The sequence below is a fragment of the Klebsiella sp. PCX genome, from assembly GCF_021869705.1.
Classification (GTDB): Bacteria; Pseudomonadota; Gammaproteobacteria; order Enterobacterales; family Enterobacteriaceae; genus Klebsiella; species Klebsiella quasipneumoniae.
This window is the reverse complement of the sequence record NZ_CP091527.1, coordinates 3,040,137-3,055,934: the sequence shown is the minus strand read 5'-3', so window position 1 is coordinate 3,055,934 and position 15,798 is coordinate 3,040,137. Positions and strand designations below refer to the sequence as shown.

At 53.9% G+C, this 15,798-nt stretch carries 19 protein-coding genes and 1 other annotated feature; of the genes, 12 read left to right on the top strand and 7 right to left on the bottom strand.

Translation table 11 applies throughout. The features are described 5' to 3' along the window. Positions 1 to 7: 7 nt before the first annotated feature. From GQR96_RS14575 to GQR96_RS14565, 3 genes are read left to right on the top strand one after another with little or no spacing between them, the layout of a single operon-like run. A complete protein-coding gene (locus GQR96_RS14575; RefSeq protein ID WP_004151853.1) occupies positions 8 to 1,021 on the top strand; it encodes an ABC transporter ATP-binding protein in 1,014 nt (337 codons plus the stop codon). Then, a complete protein-coding gene (oppF, locus tag GQR96_RS14570; RefSeq protein ID WP_002910083.1) occupies positions 1,018 to 2,022 on the top strand; it encodes a murein tripeptide/oligopeptide ABC transporter ATP-binding protein OppF in 1,005 nt (334 codons plus the stop codon). The genes GQR96_RS14575 and oppF overlap by 4 nt, the downstream gene beginning before the upstream one ends. A 54-nt stretch (positions 2,023 to 2,076) precedes the next feature. Beyond that, a complete protein-coding gene (locus tag GQR96_RS14565) occupies positions 2,077 to 2,904 on the top strand; it encodes an ion transporter (RefSeq protein WP_004203160.1) in 828 nt (275 codons plus the stop codon). Between the two features lie 63 nt (positions 2,905 to 2,967). Here GQR96_RS14565 and GQR96_RS14560 read toward each other — a convergent pair whose 3' ends face one another. Both GQR96_RS14560 and cls read right to left on the bottom strand, forming a co-directional pair. After that, on the bottom strand, positions 2,968 to 3,297 hold the full coding sequence (locus tag GQR96_RS14560) for an HI1450 family dsDNA-mimic protein (protein ID WP_002910079.1): 330 nt from the start codon (positions 3,295 to 3,297) through the stop codon (positions 2,968 to 2,970). 34 nt (positions 3,298 to 3,331) lie between these two features. Beyond that, complete coding sequence (cls, locus tag GQR96_RS14555) at positions 3,332 to 4,792, bottom strand: cardiolipin synthase (protein WP_004203158.1); 1,461 nt, start codon at positions 4,790 to 4,792, stop codon at positions 3,332 to 3,334. A gap of 143 nt (positions 4,793 to 4,935) precedes the next feature. Here cls and GQR96_RS14550 point away from each other — a divergent pair, with 143 nt between their 5' ends. Further along, positions 4,936 to 5,109: a YciY family protein gene (locus tag GQR96_RS14550; protein WP_023290120.1), complete on the top strand. Its 174-nt coding sequence runs from the start codon at positions 4,936 to 4,938 to the stop codon at positions 5,107 to 5,109. 278 nt (positions 5,110 to 5,387) lie between these two features. Here GQR96_RS14550 and GQR96_RS14545 read toward each other — a convergent pair whose 3' ends face one another. Together GQR96_RS14545 and GQR96_RS14540 are read right to left on the bottom strand one after the other, a co-directional pair. After that, positions 5,388 to 6,035, bottom strand: a complete 648-nt coding sequence (locus tag GQR96_RS14545; RefSeq protein WP_072140483.1) for a YceI family protein — start codon at positions 6,033 to 6,035, stop codon at positions 5,388 to 5,390. 681 nt (positions 6,036 to 6,716) lie between these two features. Then, complete coding sequence (locus GQR96_RS14540; protein WP_002910042.1) at positions 6,717 to 7,013, bottom strand: YciI family protein; 297 nt, start codon at positions 7,011 to 7,013, stop codon at positions 6,717 to 6,719. 210 nt (positions 7,014 to 7,223) lie between these two features. On the opposite strand from GQR96_RS14540, the gene tonB reads away from it, so the two are divergent. Beyond that, a complete protein-coding gene (tonB, locus tag GQR96_RS14535; protein WP_065904576.1) occupies positions 7,224 to 7,976 on the top strand; it encodes a TonB system transport protein TonB in 753 nt (250 codons plus the stop codon). A gap of 43 nt (positions 7,977 to 8,019) precedes the next feature. Here the strand turns inward: tonB and GQR96_RS14530 are convergent, their stop codons facing one another. The 3 genes from GQR96_RS14530 to pfkB form a co-directional block, all read right to left on the bottom strand. Continuing rightward, positions 8,020 to 8,892, bottom strand: a complete 873-nt coding sequence (locus GQR96_RS14530; RefSeq protein ID WP_004203150.1) for a fructosamine kinase family protein — start codon at positions 8,890 to 8,892, stop codon at positions 8,020 to 8,022. Between the two features lie 105 nt (positions 8,893 to 8,997). Then, positions 8,998 to 9,282 (bottom strand): type V toxin-antitoxin system endoribonuclease antitoxin GhoS, encoded by a 285-nt coding sequence (gene ghoS, locus GQR96_RS14525; RefSeq protein WP_064149766.1) that lies wholly within the window; start codon positions 9,280 to 9,282, stop codon positions 8,998 to 9,000. A 93-nt stretch (positions 9,283 to 9,375) separates the two neighbouring features. Then, entirely contained in the window at positions 9,376 to 10,308 is a 933-nt protein-coding gene (gene pfkB / locus GQR96_RS14520) for a 6-phosphofructokinase II (RefSeq protein WP_004203145.1), read from the bottom strand. Between the two features lie 356 nt (positions 10,309 to 10,664). Here pfkB and GQR96_RS14515 point away from each other — a divergent pair, with 356 nt between their 5' ends. From GQR96_RS14515 to pheM, 7 genes are all read left to right on the top strand, one after another. Continuing rightward, positions 10,665 to 11,423, top strand: coding sequence for a DUF481 domain-containing protein (locus GQR96_RS14515; RefSeq protein ID WP_004203142.1), 759 nt, complete (start codon positions 10,665 to 10,667; stop codon positions 11,421 to 11,423). 269 nt (positions 11,424 to 11,692) lie between these two features. Continuing rightward, positions 11,693 to 11,926, top strand: coding sequence for a YdgH/BhsA/McbA family protein (locus GQR96_RS14510; RefSeq protein ID WP_004203141.1), 234 nt, complete (start codon positions 11,693 to 11,695; stop codon positions 11,924 to 11,926). Positions 11,927 to 12,357: 431 nt separating this feature from the next. Next, positions 12,358 to 14,286 (top strand): threonine--tRNA ligase, encoded by a 1,929-nt coding sequence (gene thrS, locus GQR96_RS14505; RefSeq protein ID WP_017900777.1) that lies wholly within the window; start codon positions 12,358 to 12,360, stop codon positions 14,284 to 14,286. Positions 14,287 to 14,289: 3 nt separating this feature from the next. After that, on the top strand, positions 14,290 to 14,832 hold the full coding sequence (gene infC, locus GQR96_RS14500; protein WP_004189469.1) for a translation initiation factor IF-3: 543 nt from the start codon (positions 14,290 to 14,292) through the stop codon (positions 14,830 to 14,832). Positions 14,833 to 14,924: 92 nt separating this feature from the next. Next, the gene (gene rpmI, locus GQR96_RS14495) at positions 14,925 to 15,122 is read left to right on the top strand and encodes a 50S ribosomal protein L35 (RefSeq protein WP_001124225.1); all 198 of its coding nucleotides are present in this window, start codon (positions 14,925 to 14,927) and stop codon (positions 15,120 to 15,122) included. A gap of 50 nt (positions 15,123 to 15,172) precedes the next feature. Beyond that, positions 15,173 to 15,529 carry a 50S ribosomal protein L20 gene (rplT, locus tag GQR96_RS14490; protein WP_000124850.1) on the top strand — a complete coding sequence of 119 codons (357 nt, stop codon included), beginning with the start codon at positions 15,173 to 15,175 and terminating at the stop codon, positions 15,527 to 15,529. A 118-nt stretch (positions 15,530 to 15,647) separates the two neighbouring features. Continuing rightward, positions 15,648 to 15,772 (top strand) — a sequence feature (Phe leader region). Beyond that, entirely contained in the window at positions 15,653 to 15,697 is a 45-nt protein-coding gene (pheM, locus tag GQR96_RS14485) for a pheST operon leader peptide PheM (RefSeq protein ID WP_001386830.1), read from the top strand. It overlaps the preceding feature by 45 nt. Positions 15,773 to 15,798: the final 26 nt, after the last annotated feature.

The following is a 15,798-nucleotide window of genomic DNA, read 5'->3' as shown; positions in this document are numbered from 1 at the left end:
CGCTGCCATGACCATGATTGAAACGGCAAAAGCGCCGCAAGCGCAGAGTCACAGCGGCCTGCTGCTGGACGTGAAAGATCTTCGCGTCACCTTTAAAACGCCGGATGGCGATGTCACCGCCGTCAATGATCTGAACTTCACCCTCCAGGCGGGCGAAACGCTCGGTATTGTCGGGGAGTCCGGCTCCGGTAAATCGCAGACCGCCTTCGCCCTGATGGGGCTGCTGGCGGCCAACGGTCGCATCGGTGGTTCCGCCACCTTTAACGGTCGGCAAATCCTCAATTTGCCCGAGCGTGAGCTGAACAAACTGCGCGCCGAGCAAATCTCGATGATTTTCCAGGATCCGATGACCTCTCTGAACCCATATATGCGGGTGGGAGAGCAGTTAATGGAAGTCCTGATGCTGCATAAGGGGCTGAGCAAAGCCGAAGCATTTGAGGAGTCGGTCAAAATGCTCGACGCGGTGAAAATGCCGGAAGCGCGCAAGCGCATGAAGATGTTCCCGCACGAGTTCTCCGGCGGGATGCGCCAGCGCGTGATGATTGCCATGGCGCTACTGTGCCGGCCGCGGCTGCTGATTGCCGATGAGCCGACCACCGCCCTGGACGTCACTGTGCAGGCGCAGATCATGACGTTACTGAATGAGCTGAAACGCGAATTTAATACGGCCATCATTATGATCACCCATGACCTCGGAGTCGTGGCGGGGATCTGCGATAAAGTGCTGGTGATGTATGCGGGCCGCACCATGGAGTACGGTCAGGCGCGCGATGTCTTTTATCAGCCGTCGCACCCATACTCTATTGGGCTGTTGAATGCGGTTCCTCGTCTGGATGCCGAAGGCGATGCGTTATTGACCATTCCGGGCAACCCGCCGAACCTGCTGCGTTTGCCGAAAGGCTGCCCATTCCAGCCGCGCTGTCCGCATGCAATGGAACAGTGCAGCAGCGCGCCGCCGCTGGAGTCTTTCGCGCCAGGTCGCCTGCGCGCCTGCTTTAAACCGGTGGGGGATCTGCTATGAACGCCGTAACTGAACAACGAAAAGTCCTGCTCGAAATTGCCGACCTGAAGGTGCATTTCGATATTAAAGATGGCAAACAGTGGTTCTGGCAGCCGTCGAAAACGCTGAAAGCCGTAGATGGCGTGACGCTGCGTCTCTATGAAGGCGAGACCCTCGGCGTGGTGGGGGAGTCAGGCTGCGGTAAATCGACTTTCGCCCGCGCCATCATTGGCCTGGTGAAGGCCACCGATGGCAAAGTGGCCTGGTTGGGTAAAGATCTGCTGGGCATGAAGCAGGAAGAGTGGCGCGACGTGCGCAGCGATATCCAGATGATCTTCCAGGATCCGCTGGCCTCGCTGAACCCGCGTATGACCATCGGAGAAATCATCGCTGAACCGCTGCGTACCTATCATCCGAAGATGCCGCGTCAGGAAGTGCGCGACCGCGTGAAGGCGATGATGATGAAGGTAGGATTGCTGCCGAACCTGATCAACCGCTATCCGCACGAGTTTTCCGGCGGCCAGTGCCAGCGTATCGGCATCGCCCGGGCGCTGATCCTCGAGCCGAAGCTGATTATCTGCGATGAGCCGGTGTCCGCACTTGACGTGTCCATCCAGGCCCAGGTGGTCAACCTGCTGCAGCAGCTGCAGCGTGAAATGGGACTGTCGCTGATATTTATCGCCCACGATCTGGCGGTAGTTAAGCACATCTCCGATCGCGTACTGGTGATGTATCTGGGCCATGCGGTGGAGCTGGGAACCTACGATGAGGTGTACCATAATCCGCTGCATCCCTATACCAAAGCGCTGATGTCGGCGGTGCCGATCCCCGATCCGGACCTCGAAAAAACGAAAACCATCCAACTGCTGGAGGGCGAATTACCCTCGCCGATTAATCCGCCTTCGGGCTGTGTCTTCCGCACCCGCTGTCCGCTCGCTGGACCGGAGTGCGCCAAAACCCGTCCGGTGCTGGAAGGCAGCTTCCGCCATGCGGTTTCCTGCCTTAAGGTAGACCCGTTATAATCTCAGGGGCTGACGCAGGTCAGTCCTTTTTTTTGCGAGGTTAACGAAGTGGGTATGCTTTCTGCCGCTCGCCTGCGGCTTTATCATTTGCTTTTCGATCAGAACCGACGTTCCGGCCGCCGCTTCGAAGGTCTGTGCGGACTTTTCGCATTGCTCAGCGTGGTGGTGATATTTGTCGAGTCGGGGCTGGGCACGCAATATCATCTGACATTAGATGAATGGCATATTTTCGTCTGGCTGGAGCTGCTGGTGACCGCGGTCTTTACCCTGGAGTATCTGCTGCGTATTGCGACATGGCCCAATCCGCTCCACTACATTTTCAGCTTCTGGGGGTTTATTGACTTAGCGACCATCCTGCCGCTGTACGTGATGTGGCTGTGGCCGGAAATTAGCCTCAATTATGTCTTTGCCTGGCGGGCAATGCGGGCGATCCGCGCGTTGCGTATTCTCAAACTGTTGCGCTTTATGCCTTCGCTCAATGTGTTCTGGCGGGCGATTGTCAGCGCGCGCCATCAGCTGATCCTGTTCTATTCGTTTATCGCCATTGTGATGGTGATTTTCGGCTCGTTAATGTACCTGATAGAAGGGCCAGAGTATGGTTTTACCACGCTCAACGCTTCGGTCTATTGGGCCATTGTAACCATCACTACCGTCGGCTACGGGGATATCACGCCGCATACACCGCTGGGCCGCATCCTGGCCTCCATTCTCATCCTGATCGGATACTCCATTATTGCCATTCCGACCGGGCTTATCACCACCCATATGACCAGCGCCCTGAACCGGCGGCGTCAGCAGCGGGTATGCCCGCAGTGCCAGCAGGGCCACCATGACGATAACGCCCGGTTTTGTCACGCCTGTGGCCATGCGTTACCGCAGTAAACCCTCGGCATAAAAAAAGCCTGCCGGGAGGAACGCGGCAGGCTTTTCACTGGCTAGTCAGCGTTATTCACGCCACAGAATATGACACAGCTTATGATCTTTCTCGCGGCACAGCAGTACGCGGGCGAAGATATCATTGATTTCCCCGCCGTCGGTATCCGCCAGGCCAATCACCACTTCGGCGAAGAAATCCGGGTTCAGATCGTAATCCACATGCTCTTCCCAGTCTGCAGACGGGTCGAACAGCTCGGCGCCGCCGCGCTCCTCAAACTGCAGGTTAAACAGAATGATGTCCGCCGGGTCGAGGTTATCGGCCGCCAGTTCGAGGAAGATGTCGTATGCCTGCTCAAGCGTTTCGTCTTCGGTCAGACGGTTGTTTAAATCCATATCCATGATTGCTACTCATTCGGTATCTGATGGGCACGTTTTACAGCAACGGGCTGAAGAAGTAAAACAGTCGCTCGGCGATCCGCTGCCACAGCGGACGTTTTAACCAGCGACGGGCGTCCAGCAGGCGCGAGCGCGAGATATAGTCATCCTGGACCGCCGCCAGATCGCTGCCGAAGCCGGCGTCATCGATGACCAGCGTGATTTCAAAATTGAGCCACAGGCTGCGCATATCCAGATTCACGGTACCCACCAGACTCAGTTCGCCATCGACCAGCACGCTCTTGGTATGCAACAGGCCGCCTTCGAACTGGTAAATCTTCACCCCTGCTGCCAGCAGCTCGGTGAAAAAGGCCCGGCTGGCCCAGCCCACCAGCAGCGAATCGTTCTTGCGCGGTAAAATAATACTCACGTCCACGCCGCGCTGGGCAGCGGTACAGATCGCGTGCAGCAGGTCGTCGCTGGGTACGAAGTAGGGCGTGGTCATGATCAAATGCTCTTTCGCCGCGTAGGCGGCGGTGAGCAGCGCCTGATGGATCAGATCTTCCGGAAAGCCCGGGCCGGAGGCGATCGTGTGGATGGTATGTCCACTGGCCTCTTCAAACGGCATGATATTGACGTCCGGCGGCGGCGGCAGAATACGCTTTCCGGTCTCGATCTCCCAGTCACAGGAGTAGACGATGCCCATCGAGGTCGCCACCGGGCCTTCCATGCGCGCCATCAGGTCAATCCACTGTCCGACCCCTGAGTCCTGTTTAAAGTAGCGGGGATCAACCATATTCATGCTGCCGGTGTAGGCGATATAGTTATCGATCATCACCATTTTGCGATGCTGACGCAGGTCCATCCGGCGCAGAAACACACGCATCAGATTGACCTTGAGAGCCTCGACCACTTCAATGCCGGCGTTACGCATCATTGCCGCCCATGGGCTGCGGAAAAAAGCCACACTGCCCGCGGAGTCGAGCATCAACCGGCAGTGAACCCCGCGACGGGCGGCGGCCATCAGCGATTCGGCGACGCTGTCGGCCATGCCGCCTGGCTGCCAGATATAGAAGACCATCTCAATATTATGGCGAGCCAGTTGAATATCGCGGATCAGGGCCTGCATGACGTCGTCAGATTCCGTCAGCAGCTGCAGCTGGTTGCCTTTTACGCCGCCAATGCCCTGGCGCCGTTCGCACAGCTTGAACAGGGACTCGGCCACCGGGCTGTTATCTTCGGCGAAGATATGTTTGCAGGCTTTGAGGTCGTTTAACCATTTGGCCGTGGAAGGCCACATCGCCCTCGCGCGTTCTGCCCGCCGCTTGCCAAGATGCAGCTCGCCAAAGGAGAGATAGGCGATGATCCCCACCAGCGGCAGAATATAAATGATCAATAACCAGGCCATCGCGGACGGCACAGCGCGGCGTTTCATTAGAATTCGTAATGTTACACCGGCGATCAACAGCCAGTACCCCAGAATGACCAGCCAGTTCACCACCGTGTAAAAGGTTGTCATAGATGTAAAATCCTTTTGAATGACGTTATGTGATGAGTTTACGCATCAGTATTTTTCTGGCAAATAAAAACGCAGCGAAAGCGGTGGTCAGCCGCAGGCAGAGGTTTATAATGGGGGCTGTTTTCACTCGTAGAGTCGTTGCAATGAAGCGTAGTAGAACGGAAGTAGGGCGCTGGCGCATGCTGAGACAGGTGAATCGCCGTAAAGCGCGCTGGCTGGAAGCCCAATCACGCCGCAATATGCGGATCCTCGCCATCAGAAAGGGGCTGGTAAAACGGCAGCGTCATGCTCTGCTGTTTATTTTCCCCGACTGTTAAGCGAGCAGGCTAACGGCACCGTGCGCGGTGCCGTTGTCGTTTTCTCAGCCCTGCGCCGAACTCCCTTTTAACATCGCCAGGTGGCCTAATAAAATATCTATGCGATGTCTGTCAGGGTATGACGGGGAATTACCGACAGAACTCCTTATTCTGCGACAGACATAAACCGCCCTGCAGAAGCCTGAACAGGGCGCGGGGTTGCCGATCGTTTTTCAATTTCATGCTAACTATCGGGGTGACCACTCTGATTAAAATGCACCGCTTTTGTGGGTGTAAATTTATTTGGCATAGGCTTCCGTAGATAACGTGATGGTCACGTTATCACTCACCGCCGGAACATATTTATCAAGCTTGAAGTCTGAACGTTTTATTACCCCAGTGGCATCAAAACCAATGGCCTCTTTTTTCACCATCGGATGCATGTCCTGCTTGTTCAGGGTGGCATGCAATACTACCGGTTTGGTGATGCCTTTAATGGTCAGGTTACCTTCAACATCATATTTATTGCCGCCTTTACTTTCCACCCGGGTGCTCTGAAAGGTTGCCTCAGGATACGTTTTGACATCGAAGTACTCTTTGCCTAAAAACTCATCCGTTAACGCTTTGACATGCGTATCAATGGTTTTGACTGGCAGCGTGACGTGCACAGAGGATTTCTCTGGGTTGTCTTTGTCAAAAGAGAGTTTCCCTGAAACATCAGAGATATAGGCGGTAGGGTTAGAGAAACCAAAATGGTTCCAGGCAATAACAACCGAAGTATGCTGTGGATCCAGGCTATATTCTGTCGCAGCGGCCTGTGATACAGGAATATATAAGGCAAACAGAGAAAATAATGCGGTTTTTTTCAGGGTATTCATACAAAAATCCTCATAAGCGTCAGGTGCATAAATGGTAGCCCAAAAAAATGCAGGGCTTATTGAAAACATTTGTTATTCCCGTTCAAATATTTTAACCAACCAATAATAACCCTACAATCACTCCGCGTGAATTTTACCTAACGAAATTAATAGGCATTAAAAAGTCCTCTGCAATGTAAATCTGGTCACGTGATCTTTATACGTTCATCCCTACGGGATGTGCCCGGATCAGCGCATTTTTTATTTCCGGTTGCTTTCCAGTCACCGCGATCCTGAATGCAGCAAGATAGGCGATATTTGGTCCTATGCTAGCTGAACCGGATATGCATGCTTATTTACTCCAGACGTTAATATCTGTTGCTGAGAATCCTTCTCTCTTTATCGAGCTTCTTTCAACTGTATTTAAGATTTACCGGGCGATGTCGGGATGCGCTGGCATGCAAAGCAAGCGATAGATCCATGCAAGATCTCTGTCACAGACTTATTCAATATATTAGCCATTCAATATCATGCCCGGCGTCGACGTTTGGTCGGCATTTTCTGTTGCCGCAAAAGGCGAGGTGATGGTCGATGATGTCCTCGCTGGGGAAGAGATGTGCTCATCTTCCAGGCATCTCAGGCGGATAACAGCCAGCGCTTTCGTGCGGTTAAAAAGGGCGGCATTTTAATGTTGTGTAGCAAAATGCGCCCTTTCATCTGATGGCCTGGTGTGTTTTTGCGGTTAACCAGAAAAATAGCAGGGGATTTTTTTCAAAATACTTTTTTGTACGGCTTAACAGAGACCTGGCGGTAGACGCCAGCTGCAATGTACGGATCGTCATTGGCCCAGGCCTGAGCCGCTTCCAGCGATTCAAACTCAGCGATTACCGTTGAGCCGCTGAATCCAGCTGCGCCCGGTTCGTTGCTGTCAACGGCCGGCATTGGTCCGGCGGTAAGCAACCGACCTTCATCATGTAAAAGTTGTAGACGCGCAAGATGCGCGGGGCGAACCGAGAGCCGCTTTTCCAGAGAATCGGCGATATCTTCAGCGTAGATAACGTAAAGCACGGCAAAGCTCCTTATCAATAAACAGGCGAATTACGTTAAGTTAAACGACGATGGACTGCAATGCAAAGATGCGCCCCGGCGCCGAATGCCCTGCCGACGCGGCTTTTTTCCGCAAATGCTGGCAAAAATTGACTCAGGTTAAGACGGCTTATTGAATATGATTGCTATTTGCATTTAAAATCGGAGCATCATTTTTCAACAGAAACGACTATGAGCGCAATGACCCTTGATTTACCTCGCCGCTTCCCGTGGCCAACGCTGCTGTCCGTGGCTATCCACGGTGCCGTTGTGGCGGGGCTGCTTTATACCTCGGTACATCAGGTTATTGAACAGCCTTCCCCGACGCAGCCGATAGAGATCACCATGGTGGCGCCGGCCGATCTTGAGCCGCCCCCGGCGGCGCAACCCGTCGTGCAGCCCGTTGTTGAACCCGAACCGGAGCCGGAACCTGAGGTGGTCCCTGAGCCGCCGAAAGAGGCGCCGGTGGTGATCCATAAACCGGAACCTAAGCCGAAGCCCAAACCTAAACCTAAACCGAAGCCCAAGCCGGAGAAAAAGGTTGAACAGCCGAAGCGGGACGTCAAGCCGGCAGCGGAGCCGCGTCCGGCTTCACCGTTTGAAAACAACAATACGACGCCAGCGCGCACCGCGCCGAGCACCTCCACCGCAGCGGCCAAACCCACCGTCACTGCCCCGAGCGGCCCGCGGGCCATCAGCCGTGTCCAGCCGACCTATCCGGCGCGCGCTCAGGCGCTGCGCATTGAAGGGACGGTGCGGGTGAAGTTTGACGTTACGCCAGATGGCCGAATTGATAATTTGCAGATCCTCTCCGCCCAGCCGGCGAATATGTTCGAGCGCGAGGTGAAAAGCGCGATGCGCAGATGGCGTTACGAGCAGGCAAGACCGGGAACCGGCGTGACGATGACCATTAAATTCCGCCTCAACGGCGTCGAGATTAACTGATAATGCAGGGCGGCGGACCGGTGAGGTCCGCCGTAAACCTTGTCTAACGCGTTTTTTCCATCAGGACATCGTCCAGCGCCTGCTGGACTGTCACCAGGTGCTGGCCACCGAACAATATCGCCCGGTTCAGCAGGGTATAAAGCTGGTAAATCGGCTGACGCTCGAGAAAACCAGCCGGTAGCGGCGAGACGGACTGATAGCCGTCATAGATCTGCGGGGGTTGTTCCGGGTGCATCGGCAGCATTGCTAAATCACACTCGCGGTCGCCCCAGTAGCAGGCCGGGTCGAAGATGTAGGGGCCATCCGGCCCTAAGGCGCAGTTGCCGGACCACAGGTCCCCGTGCAGCAGCGAAGGTTGCGGCTGATGGTTGGCCAGCCGCTGCTGTACCACATCGACTAAGGTATCGATATCGCCAAAGTGCAACCCTTTCTCCGCCGCCAGCTCCAGCTGCCAGCCGATACGCTGCTCGGCAAAAAACACCGACCAGCGACGCTGCCAGGCGTTGGGCTGCGGCGTGGTGGAAAGATCGTTATCAAAATCCAGACCGAACTGCGGCTGATCGCTCCACCGATGCAGGTGGGCTAACTGCTGGCCAAGCAGGAAAGCGTTATGCGCATCCAGCGGACGGGGAGGGAGGTATTCCATGACCACGAAGCTGTAGTCGCGATCGCTGCCGACGGCAAAGACCTGCGGTACGCGAACGGTTTTGCTTCGCGACAGCAGCTCCAGCTGATCGGCCTCGGCGGTGAAGATAGGCAGGAGTTCCCGTTCGTCGCATTTCACGAAGTAATCTTTGCCGCCGAAGCGCAAATGCCAGGCGGAATGGATCTCTCCGCCGGGCAGCTCGGTTTTCAGTTCGATTTCAGCGTCTTCGGTATGCCAATCGCGTAAAAGAGTACTGATTGCTTGCCACATGCTGTCTCTCCCCATGTTTTCCACCATATCATAAGGTTAGCGCATTACTACCGGGTAAACCTGGAACTGACGCACAACTGACGCTTTCCGTTGCGCTAAACGCATTTATTGAGCTTTTAACCACTCGGCGAATGTGCTGACGGCGATTTCTGCCGGACGGCCAAGGGCCGATTCCGCCAGGCCGGCGCTGAGAGCTTTCACTTCCTCGGCTGTTTGGGCGCTCAGCAGGCCAAAGGTATTGGTGCCCAGCTCATGGGGCGTGCCCTCTTCATCATTGAGCGTTAGTACAAACCCGGCACGGGTAAAATGGTTGCTGACCTCATTGATCTCCGTCAGCGCCTGCTCATGGAAGGTTACGCTGACGACCCAGGCGGTAATTTCATTGCTCATCTCGACACCCCGTTGTTATGTATGGCCTTTCCAGCATAGACCATCCTGCAAATCTCGCGGCTCCCCTCCGCCGGCGCGGAGGGGCAGGGGAAATCAACGTCCGCAGAGATAATCGTAGATTTTTTGCGTATTGGCCTGCGAACAGAGGCGGGTACCCTGGTTGATGGTCGCGGCACTACCGGCGGCGACGCCAAAGCGTACCATGTCTTCGAGGCTGGCGTTTTCCGCCAGACGCAAGGTCATGGCGCCCACCATGCTGTCGCCGGCGCCGACGGTGCTCTGGCTTTTCATTGGCGGCGGCACCACCTGAACGCTGCCGCTGGCGTCAACCCCTAACGCCCCCTGCGGACCGAGGGAGACCACCACCCGGCGCACTTTACCGGACTGGATCAACGACTGAGCGGCAAGGCGGACGTCATCAGGCTGGCTCAGATCGCGCTGCACGAGGGCGCTGAGCTCTTTCTGGTTTGGCTTCACTAATTCAATATTGCCGACGTCCAGCGCGGCGGCCAGCGCATCGCCGGAGCTGTCGATAATGCAACGCAGGCCTTGCTGTTGCGCATTTTTAACCAGCTGCATCAGATTTTCGACGCTGATACCTGGCGGCAGGCTGCCGCTGATCACCAGCAGTGAGCCGGGGTCGATGGTCAGGACTTTTTCTTCCAGGCGGCGGAATTCATCGTCTGTCAGCGCGGCGCCGGGCATCACAAAGCGATACTGTTCGCCGCTGGCGGCCACGTGAACGTGCAGGTTCTGTCGCGTCCAGTCGCGGGTTTCGACGGTCTCGATCGGCACCTGCTCATCGGCCAGCAGGGCGGCAAGGTGCTCGCCGGTGGCGCCGCCAATCGGGAAAATGGCGGTGGCTTTGCCGCCGAGAAAGGTCACGGCGCGGGCGACGTTGATCCCGCCGCCGCCGGGTTCAAATACCGGCGCGCTGCAGCGGAGTTTCCCTTCCGGGTAGATCTGCGGGGTCTGGGTGGCGCTATCCAGCGAGGGGGCCAGCGTGAGCGTATAAATTTTGGTCATTCCTTCTCCTCCTTAATACGGCGACTGTGCTTTATTTAAGCATGGCACGATGATTCAGGGAGGGAAAGTGCTGTCCCTGAGAGATTTGCAAAGAAGCCTGTATTTTCATTATGAAATAAAGATTGTTTCCGGAGCTGTCTTATTCAAAAAACGAAAGAGTAAGTGATTGCTATGTTATTCGTGCTTTTTTATAATTTGCTACCTTTCTTAGGACCAGCACTCCGCGATCCTCGCGAAAGTTTCCGGGACCCACAGGTCTCTTTTATGTTGTACGGACGCTAAATTCAATGAGCCGGCATGGTTAGGCCTGTTCATCATTTGTACTGTCCTAAAAAAATGTATTTTAGAGAGTTATAATGAAGCTTTTAAAGACAGTACCCGCAGCGGTCATGCTGGCGGGGGGGCTTTTTGCGTCTGTTGGCGCAATGGCCGATGATTCTGTATTTACCGTCATGGATGACCCTTCCGCTGCCAAAAAACCGTTCGAAGGGGTGGTCAACGCAGGTTACCTGGCGCAGTCCGGCAACACCAAGAACTCCTCAATGACGGCTGATTCCACCCTGACCTGGTATGGCAACACCACCGCCTGGTCCCTGTGGGGCAACGCCAGCAACACCTCGTCCAACGATGAGCGCTCCTCAGAGAAATATGCAGTCGGTGGTCGTAGTCGCTATAACCTGACCGATATGAACTACGTCTTTGGGCAGGGCAGTTGGCTAACCGACCGTTATAACGGCTATCAGCAGCGCGATGTCCTGACGGCGGGCTATGGTCGTCAAATCCTCAACGGACCGGTGCACAGCCTGCGGTTTGAATTTGGTCCTGGCGTCCGCTATGACGAATACACCGACGGGGATACCGACACTCAACCGCTGGGCTACGCCTCCGGAACCTGGGCCTGGCAGATGACCGATAACGCCAAATTTACCCAAGGGGTATCGGTATTTGGCGCCGAGGACACCACGGTCAACTCAGAGAGTGCGTTAAACGTGGCGATTAACGCCCACTTTGCGTTGAAAGTGGCGTACAACGTCACCTGGAACTCGGAGCCGCCGGCGTCTGCGCCGGAGCATACCGATCGCCGGACCTCGCTCTCCCTCGGGTATAAAATGTAATATTTTCAGGCCGGGTTTCCCGGCCTGATCGTTTTAGATTTAGCAATAAGTGACATTATTTTTTCTGGCAATTCGTTTTAGTTTTTATAAAAAGAAACTGGCCTCCATTTTTTCTCCATTATTCTCCATTTGCTGACAAATATTCATTCTATTTGACACGAAAAGCTAAATATTCGACGGACAAATATGTGATCTGGATCTATACTAACAGCCACTGACCGAATGGAGACATTGTTCGGTCCGTCTTCCGTAATAAGAGAATAAACATCATGAAAAAAAGCCAATTTACCATCGCAGCCCTGGCGCTGTGCGTGCTTTCCTTTGGCGCATCGGCCGCCACGCCAGTTCCGCCGTCGGGTAACCAGGACCATACGCAGGTAGGTATCGCCAAAGCTACCGACGTTGAGGCCGGATCGAATATTGCCCCCGGTTCCCGTAGCACCGGACAATCCATGAGCGATGCCTTTAATGTGCATACGCTGGTGGCAGGCGAGTGGTCTTAATATCGCAGGCTACTGCTTCACGGGCAGTCTATTAAGCCGGGTAAAGTGGTACCGGTTTAACGACCCGCGCTAAACATCACGCAGGCAATATCAACGCGTCTCTTTTAGTTTGTCCGCATAATATCGTCCGGCTTCGCTGGTGATTATTATCGCCCCTTCCTGGCGGATATTCTTCTTTTATCCGCGCCGCTCTTGTTTTCTCCGCATTCCGCCATCATTTATGCTATTGCGGCTTTAATCACGTACCAATGATGTGTAAACTACTCCCCGGTGTTATCAGCAGGCGGCAGCAGGCGGGAACGATCGCTCCGGTCGTGCTCCTCTTTTCGCAGAGTGAAGCGGGAACTGCGCCTTAACCTGATGATAATGATGATTATATTGTTTTGTATGTGCTCTTTCGTGTGGGGCACCACTGCAAATAAGGACATAAAATGCCTGTAATTACGCTTCCTGATGGCAGCCAACGCCATTTTGATCACGCCGTCAGCCCGATGGACGTCGCGCTGGATATCGGCCCAGGCCTGGCGAAAGCCACCATCGCCGGGCGGGTAAACGGTGAACTGGTAGACGCCTGCGACCCGATCGAAACCGATTCCACCCTCTCTATTATCACGGCTAAAGATGAAGAAGGGCTGGAGATCATTCGTCACTCCTGCGCGCACCTGTTAGGCCATGCTATCAAACAGCTGTGGCCCAACACCAAAATGGCTATCGGTCCGGTTGTTGATAATGGCTTCTACTATGACGTAGACCTCGACCACACCCTGACTCAGGAAGATATCGACGCGCTCGAAAAACGTATGCATGAGCTCGCCGAGAAAAACTACGATGTCATCAAGAAGAAAGTGAGCTGGCACGAAGCGCGTGAAACCTTCGTGAAGCGCGGCGAAAGCTATAAAGTTTCTATTCTTGACGAAAACATTGCTCATGATGACAAGCCTGGCCTGTATCATCATGAAGAATATATCGATATGTGCCGCGGTCCGCACGTGCCGAACATGCGTTTCTGCCATCACTTCAAGCTGATGAAAACCGCAGGCGCGTACTGGCGCGGCGACAGCAACAACAAGATGCTGCAGCGCATTTATGGTACCGCGTGGGCCGATAAGAAAGCCCTGAACGCCTACCTGCAGCGCCTGGAAGAGGCCGCGAAGCGCGACCACCGTAAAATCGGCAAGCAGCTCGACCTGTACCACATGCAGGAAGAAGCGCCGGGTATGGTCTTCTGGCATAACGACGGCTGGACTATCTTCCGTGAACTGGAAACCTTCGTGCGCTCCAAGCTCAAAGAGTACCAGTACCAGGAAGTGAAAGGTCCGTTCATGATGGACCGCGTGCTGTGGGAAAAAACCGGCCACTGGGACAACTACAAAGATGCGATGTTCACCACCTCTTCTGAGAACCGTGAATACTGCATTAAGCCGATGAACTGCCCGGGCCACGTGCAGATCTTCAACCAGGGGCTGAAATCCTACCGTGACCTGCCGCTGCGTATGGCGGAGTTCGGTAGCTGCCACCGCAACGAACCTTCAGGCGCGTTGCACGGTCTGATGCGCGTTCGTGGCTTTACCCAGGATGATGCGCATATCTTCTGTACTGAAGATCAGGTTCGCGATGAAGTGAACGCCTGTATTCGTATGGTCTACGATATGTACAGCACCTTTGGCTTCGAGAAGATCGTTGTCAAACTGTCGACTCGCCCGGAAAAACGTATCGGCAGCGACGAGACCTGGGATCGCGCGGAAGCGGATCTGGCGGTGGCGCTGGAAGAAAATAATATCCCATTTGAATATCAACTGGGTGAAGGGGCGTTCTACGGCCCGAAAATTGAATTTACCCTGTATGACTGCCTCGATCGTGCATGGCAGTGCGGTACGGTACAGCTGGACTTCTCTCTGCCGCAGCGTTTAAGCGCCTCCTATGTGGGCGAAAACAACGAGCGTCAGGTGCCGGTCATGATCCACCGTGCGATTCTCGGTTCTCTGGAGCGCTTCATTGGCATCCTGACCGAAGAGTTCGCTGGCTTCTTCCCAACTTGGATTGCGCCAGTGCAGGTGGTGGTCATGAATATCACCGATTCTCAGGCTGAATACGTTAACGAATTGACGCGTAAACTACAAAATGCGGGCATTCGTGTAAAAGCAGACTTGAGAAATGAGAAGATTGGCTTTAAAATCCGCGAGCACACTTTACGTCGTGTCCCGTATATGTTGGTCTGTGGCGACAAAGAAGTCGAAGCCGGCAAAGTGGCCGTGCGCACCCGTCGCGGGAAAGACCTCGGCAGCATGGACGTAAATGAAGTGATCGAGAAGCTGCAACAAGAGATTCGCAGCCGCAGTCTTCAACAACTGGAGGAATAAGGTATTAAAGGCGGAAAACGAGTTCAAACGGCACGTCCGAATCGTATCAATGGCGAGATTCGCGCCCAGGAAGTTCGCTTAACAGGTCTGGAAGGTGAGCAGCTGGGTATTGTGAGTCTGAGAGAAGCTATCGAAAAGGCTGAAGAGGCTGGAGTAGATTTAGTTGAAATCAGCCCTAACGCCGAGCCGCCAGTTTGTCGTATCATGGACTACGGCAAGTTCCTTTATGAAAAGAGTAAGTCTTCTAAGGAACAGAAGAAGAAGCAGAAAGTTATCCAGGTTAAGGAAATTAAATTCCGCCCTGGTACTGATGAAGGTGACTATCAGGTAAAACTCCGCAGCCTGATTCGCTTTCTCGAAGATGGCGATAAGGCCAAGATCACGCTGCGTTTCCGCGGTCGTGAGATGGCCCACCAGCAGATCGGTATGGAAGTGCTTAACCGCGTGAAAGACGATCTGGTTGAACTGGCAGTAGTCGAATCCTTCCCAACGAAGATCGAAGGCCGCCAGATGATCATGGTGCTCGCTCCTAAGAAGAAACAGTAAGGCCATCAAGAAACATTTCCGGTGGGCTTCGGCTCACTGGTTTTGTTCGCCTTTGTTTCGTTTATTAACAATGCGAAGTGGAAGTTATTAAAATGCCAAAAATTAAGACCGTACGCGGTGCTGCTAAGCGCTTCAAAAAAACCGGTAAAGGTGGTTTTAAGCACAAGCACGCTAACCTGCGTCACATTCTGACTAAAAAAGCTACCAAGCGTAAACGTCACCTGCGTCCGAAAGCCATGGTTTCCAAAGGCGATCTGGGCCTGGTTATCGCGTGCCTGCCGTACGCATAAGTCGTTAACGTTTAACTTTTTTAACTTAGAATAGATACAGGAGAGCACACATGGCTCGCGTAAAACGTGGTGTAATTGCACGTGCACGTCACAAGAAAATTTTGAAACAAGCTAAAGGCTACTACGGTGCGCGTTCTCGCGTATACCGCGTTGCCTTCCAGGCTGTTATCAAAGCTGGTCAGTACGCTTACCGTGACCGTCGTCAACGTAAACGTCAGTTCCGTCAACTGTGGATTGCACGTATCAACGCAGCAGCACGTCAGAACGGTATTTCTTACAGCAAATTCATCAATGGCCTGAAAAAAGCCTCTGTTGAAATCGACCGTAAGATCCTGGCTGACATCGCCGTATTCGACAAAGTAGCGTTCACCGCTCTGGTCGAAAAAGCGAAAGCAGCTCTGGCATAAGCCAGTTGAAAGAGGGAGCTTGTCTCCCTCTTTTCGTTTCAACACCATCAATACATTGACTTTTATCGGCGCAGGCTTTTCAATACAGGTCTGACGTTTCTTACCAGACAAGGTAATGCAAGCATGAATGCTGCTATTTTCCGCTTCTTTTTTTACTTTAGCACCTGAACTCAGGAGGCTAGCGCGTGAAAGAAGAAACGGAAAACAGCGCCAGAAAGCCTCCCCTGTGGAGGCTTTTTTCGTATATGGATTCGGAATATTAATTTCAC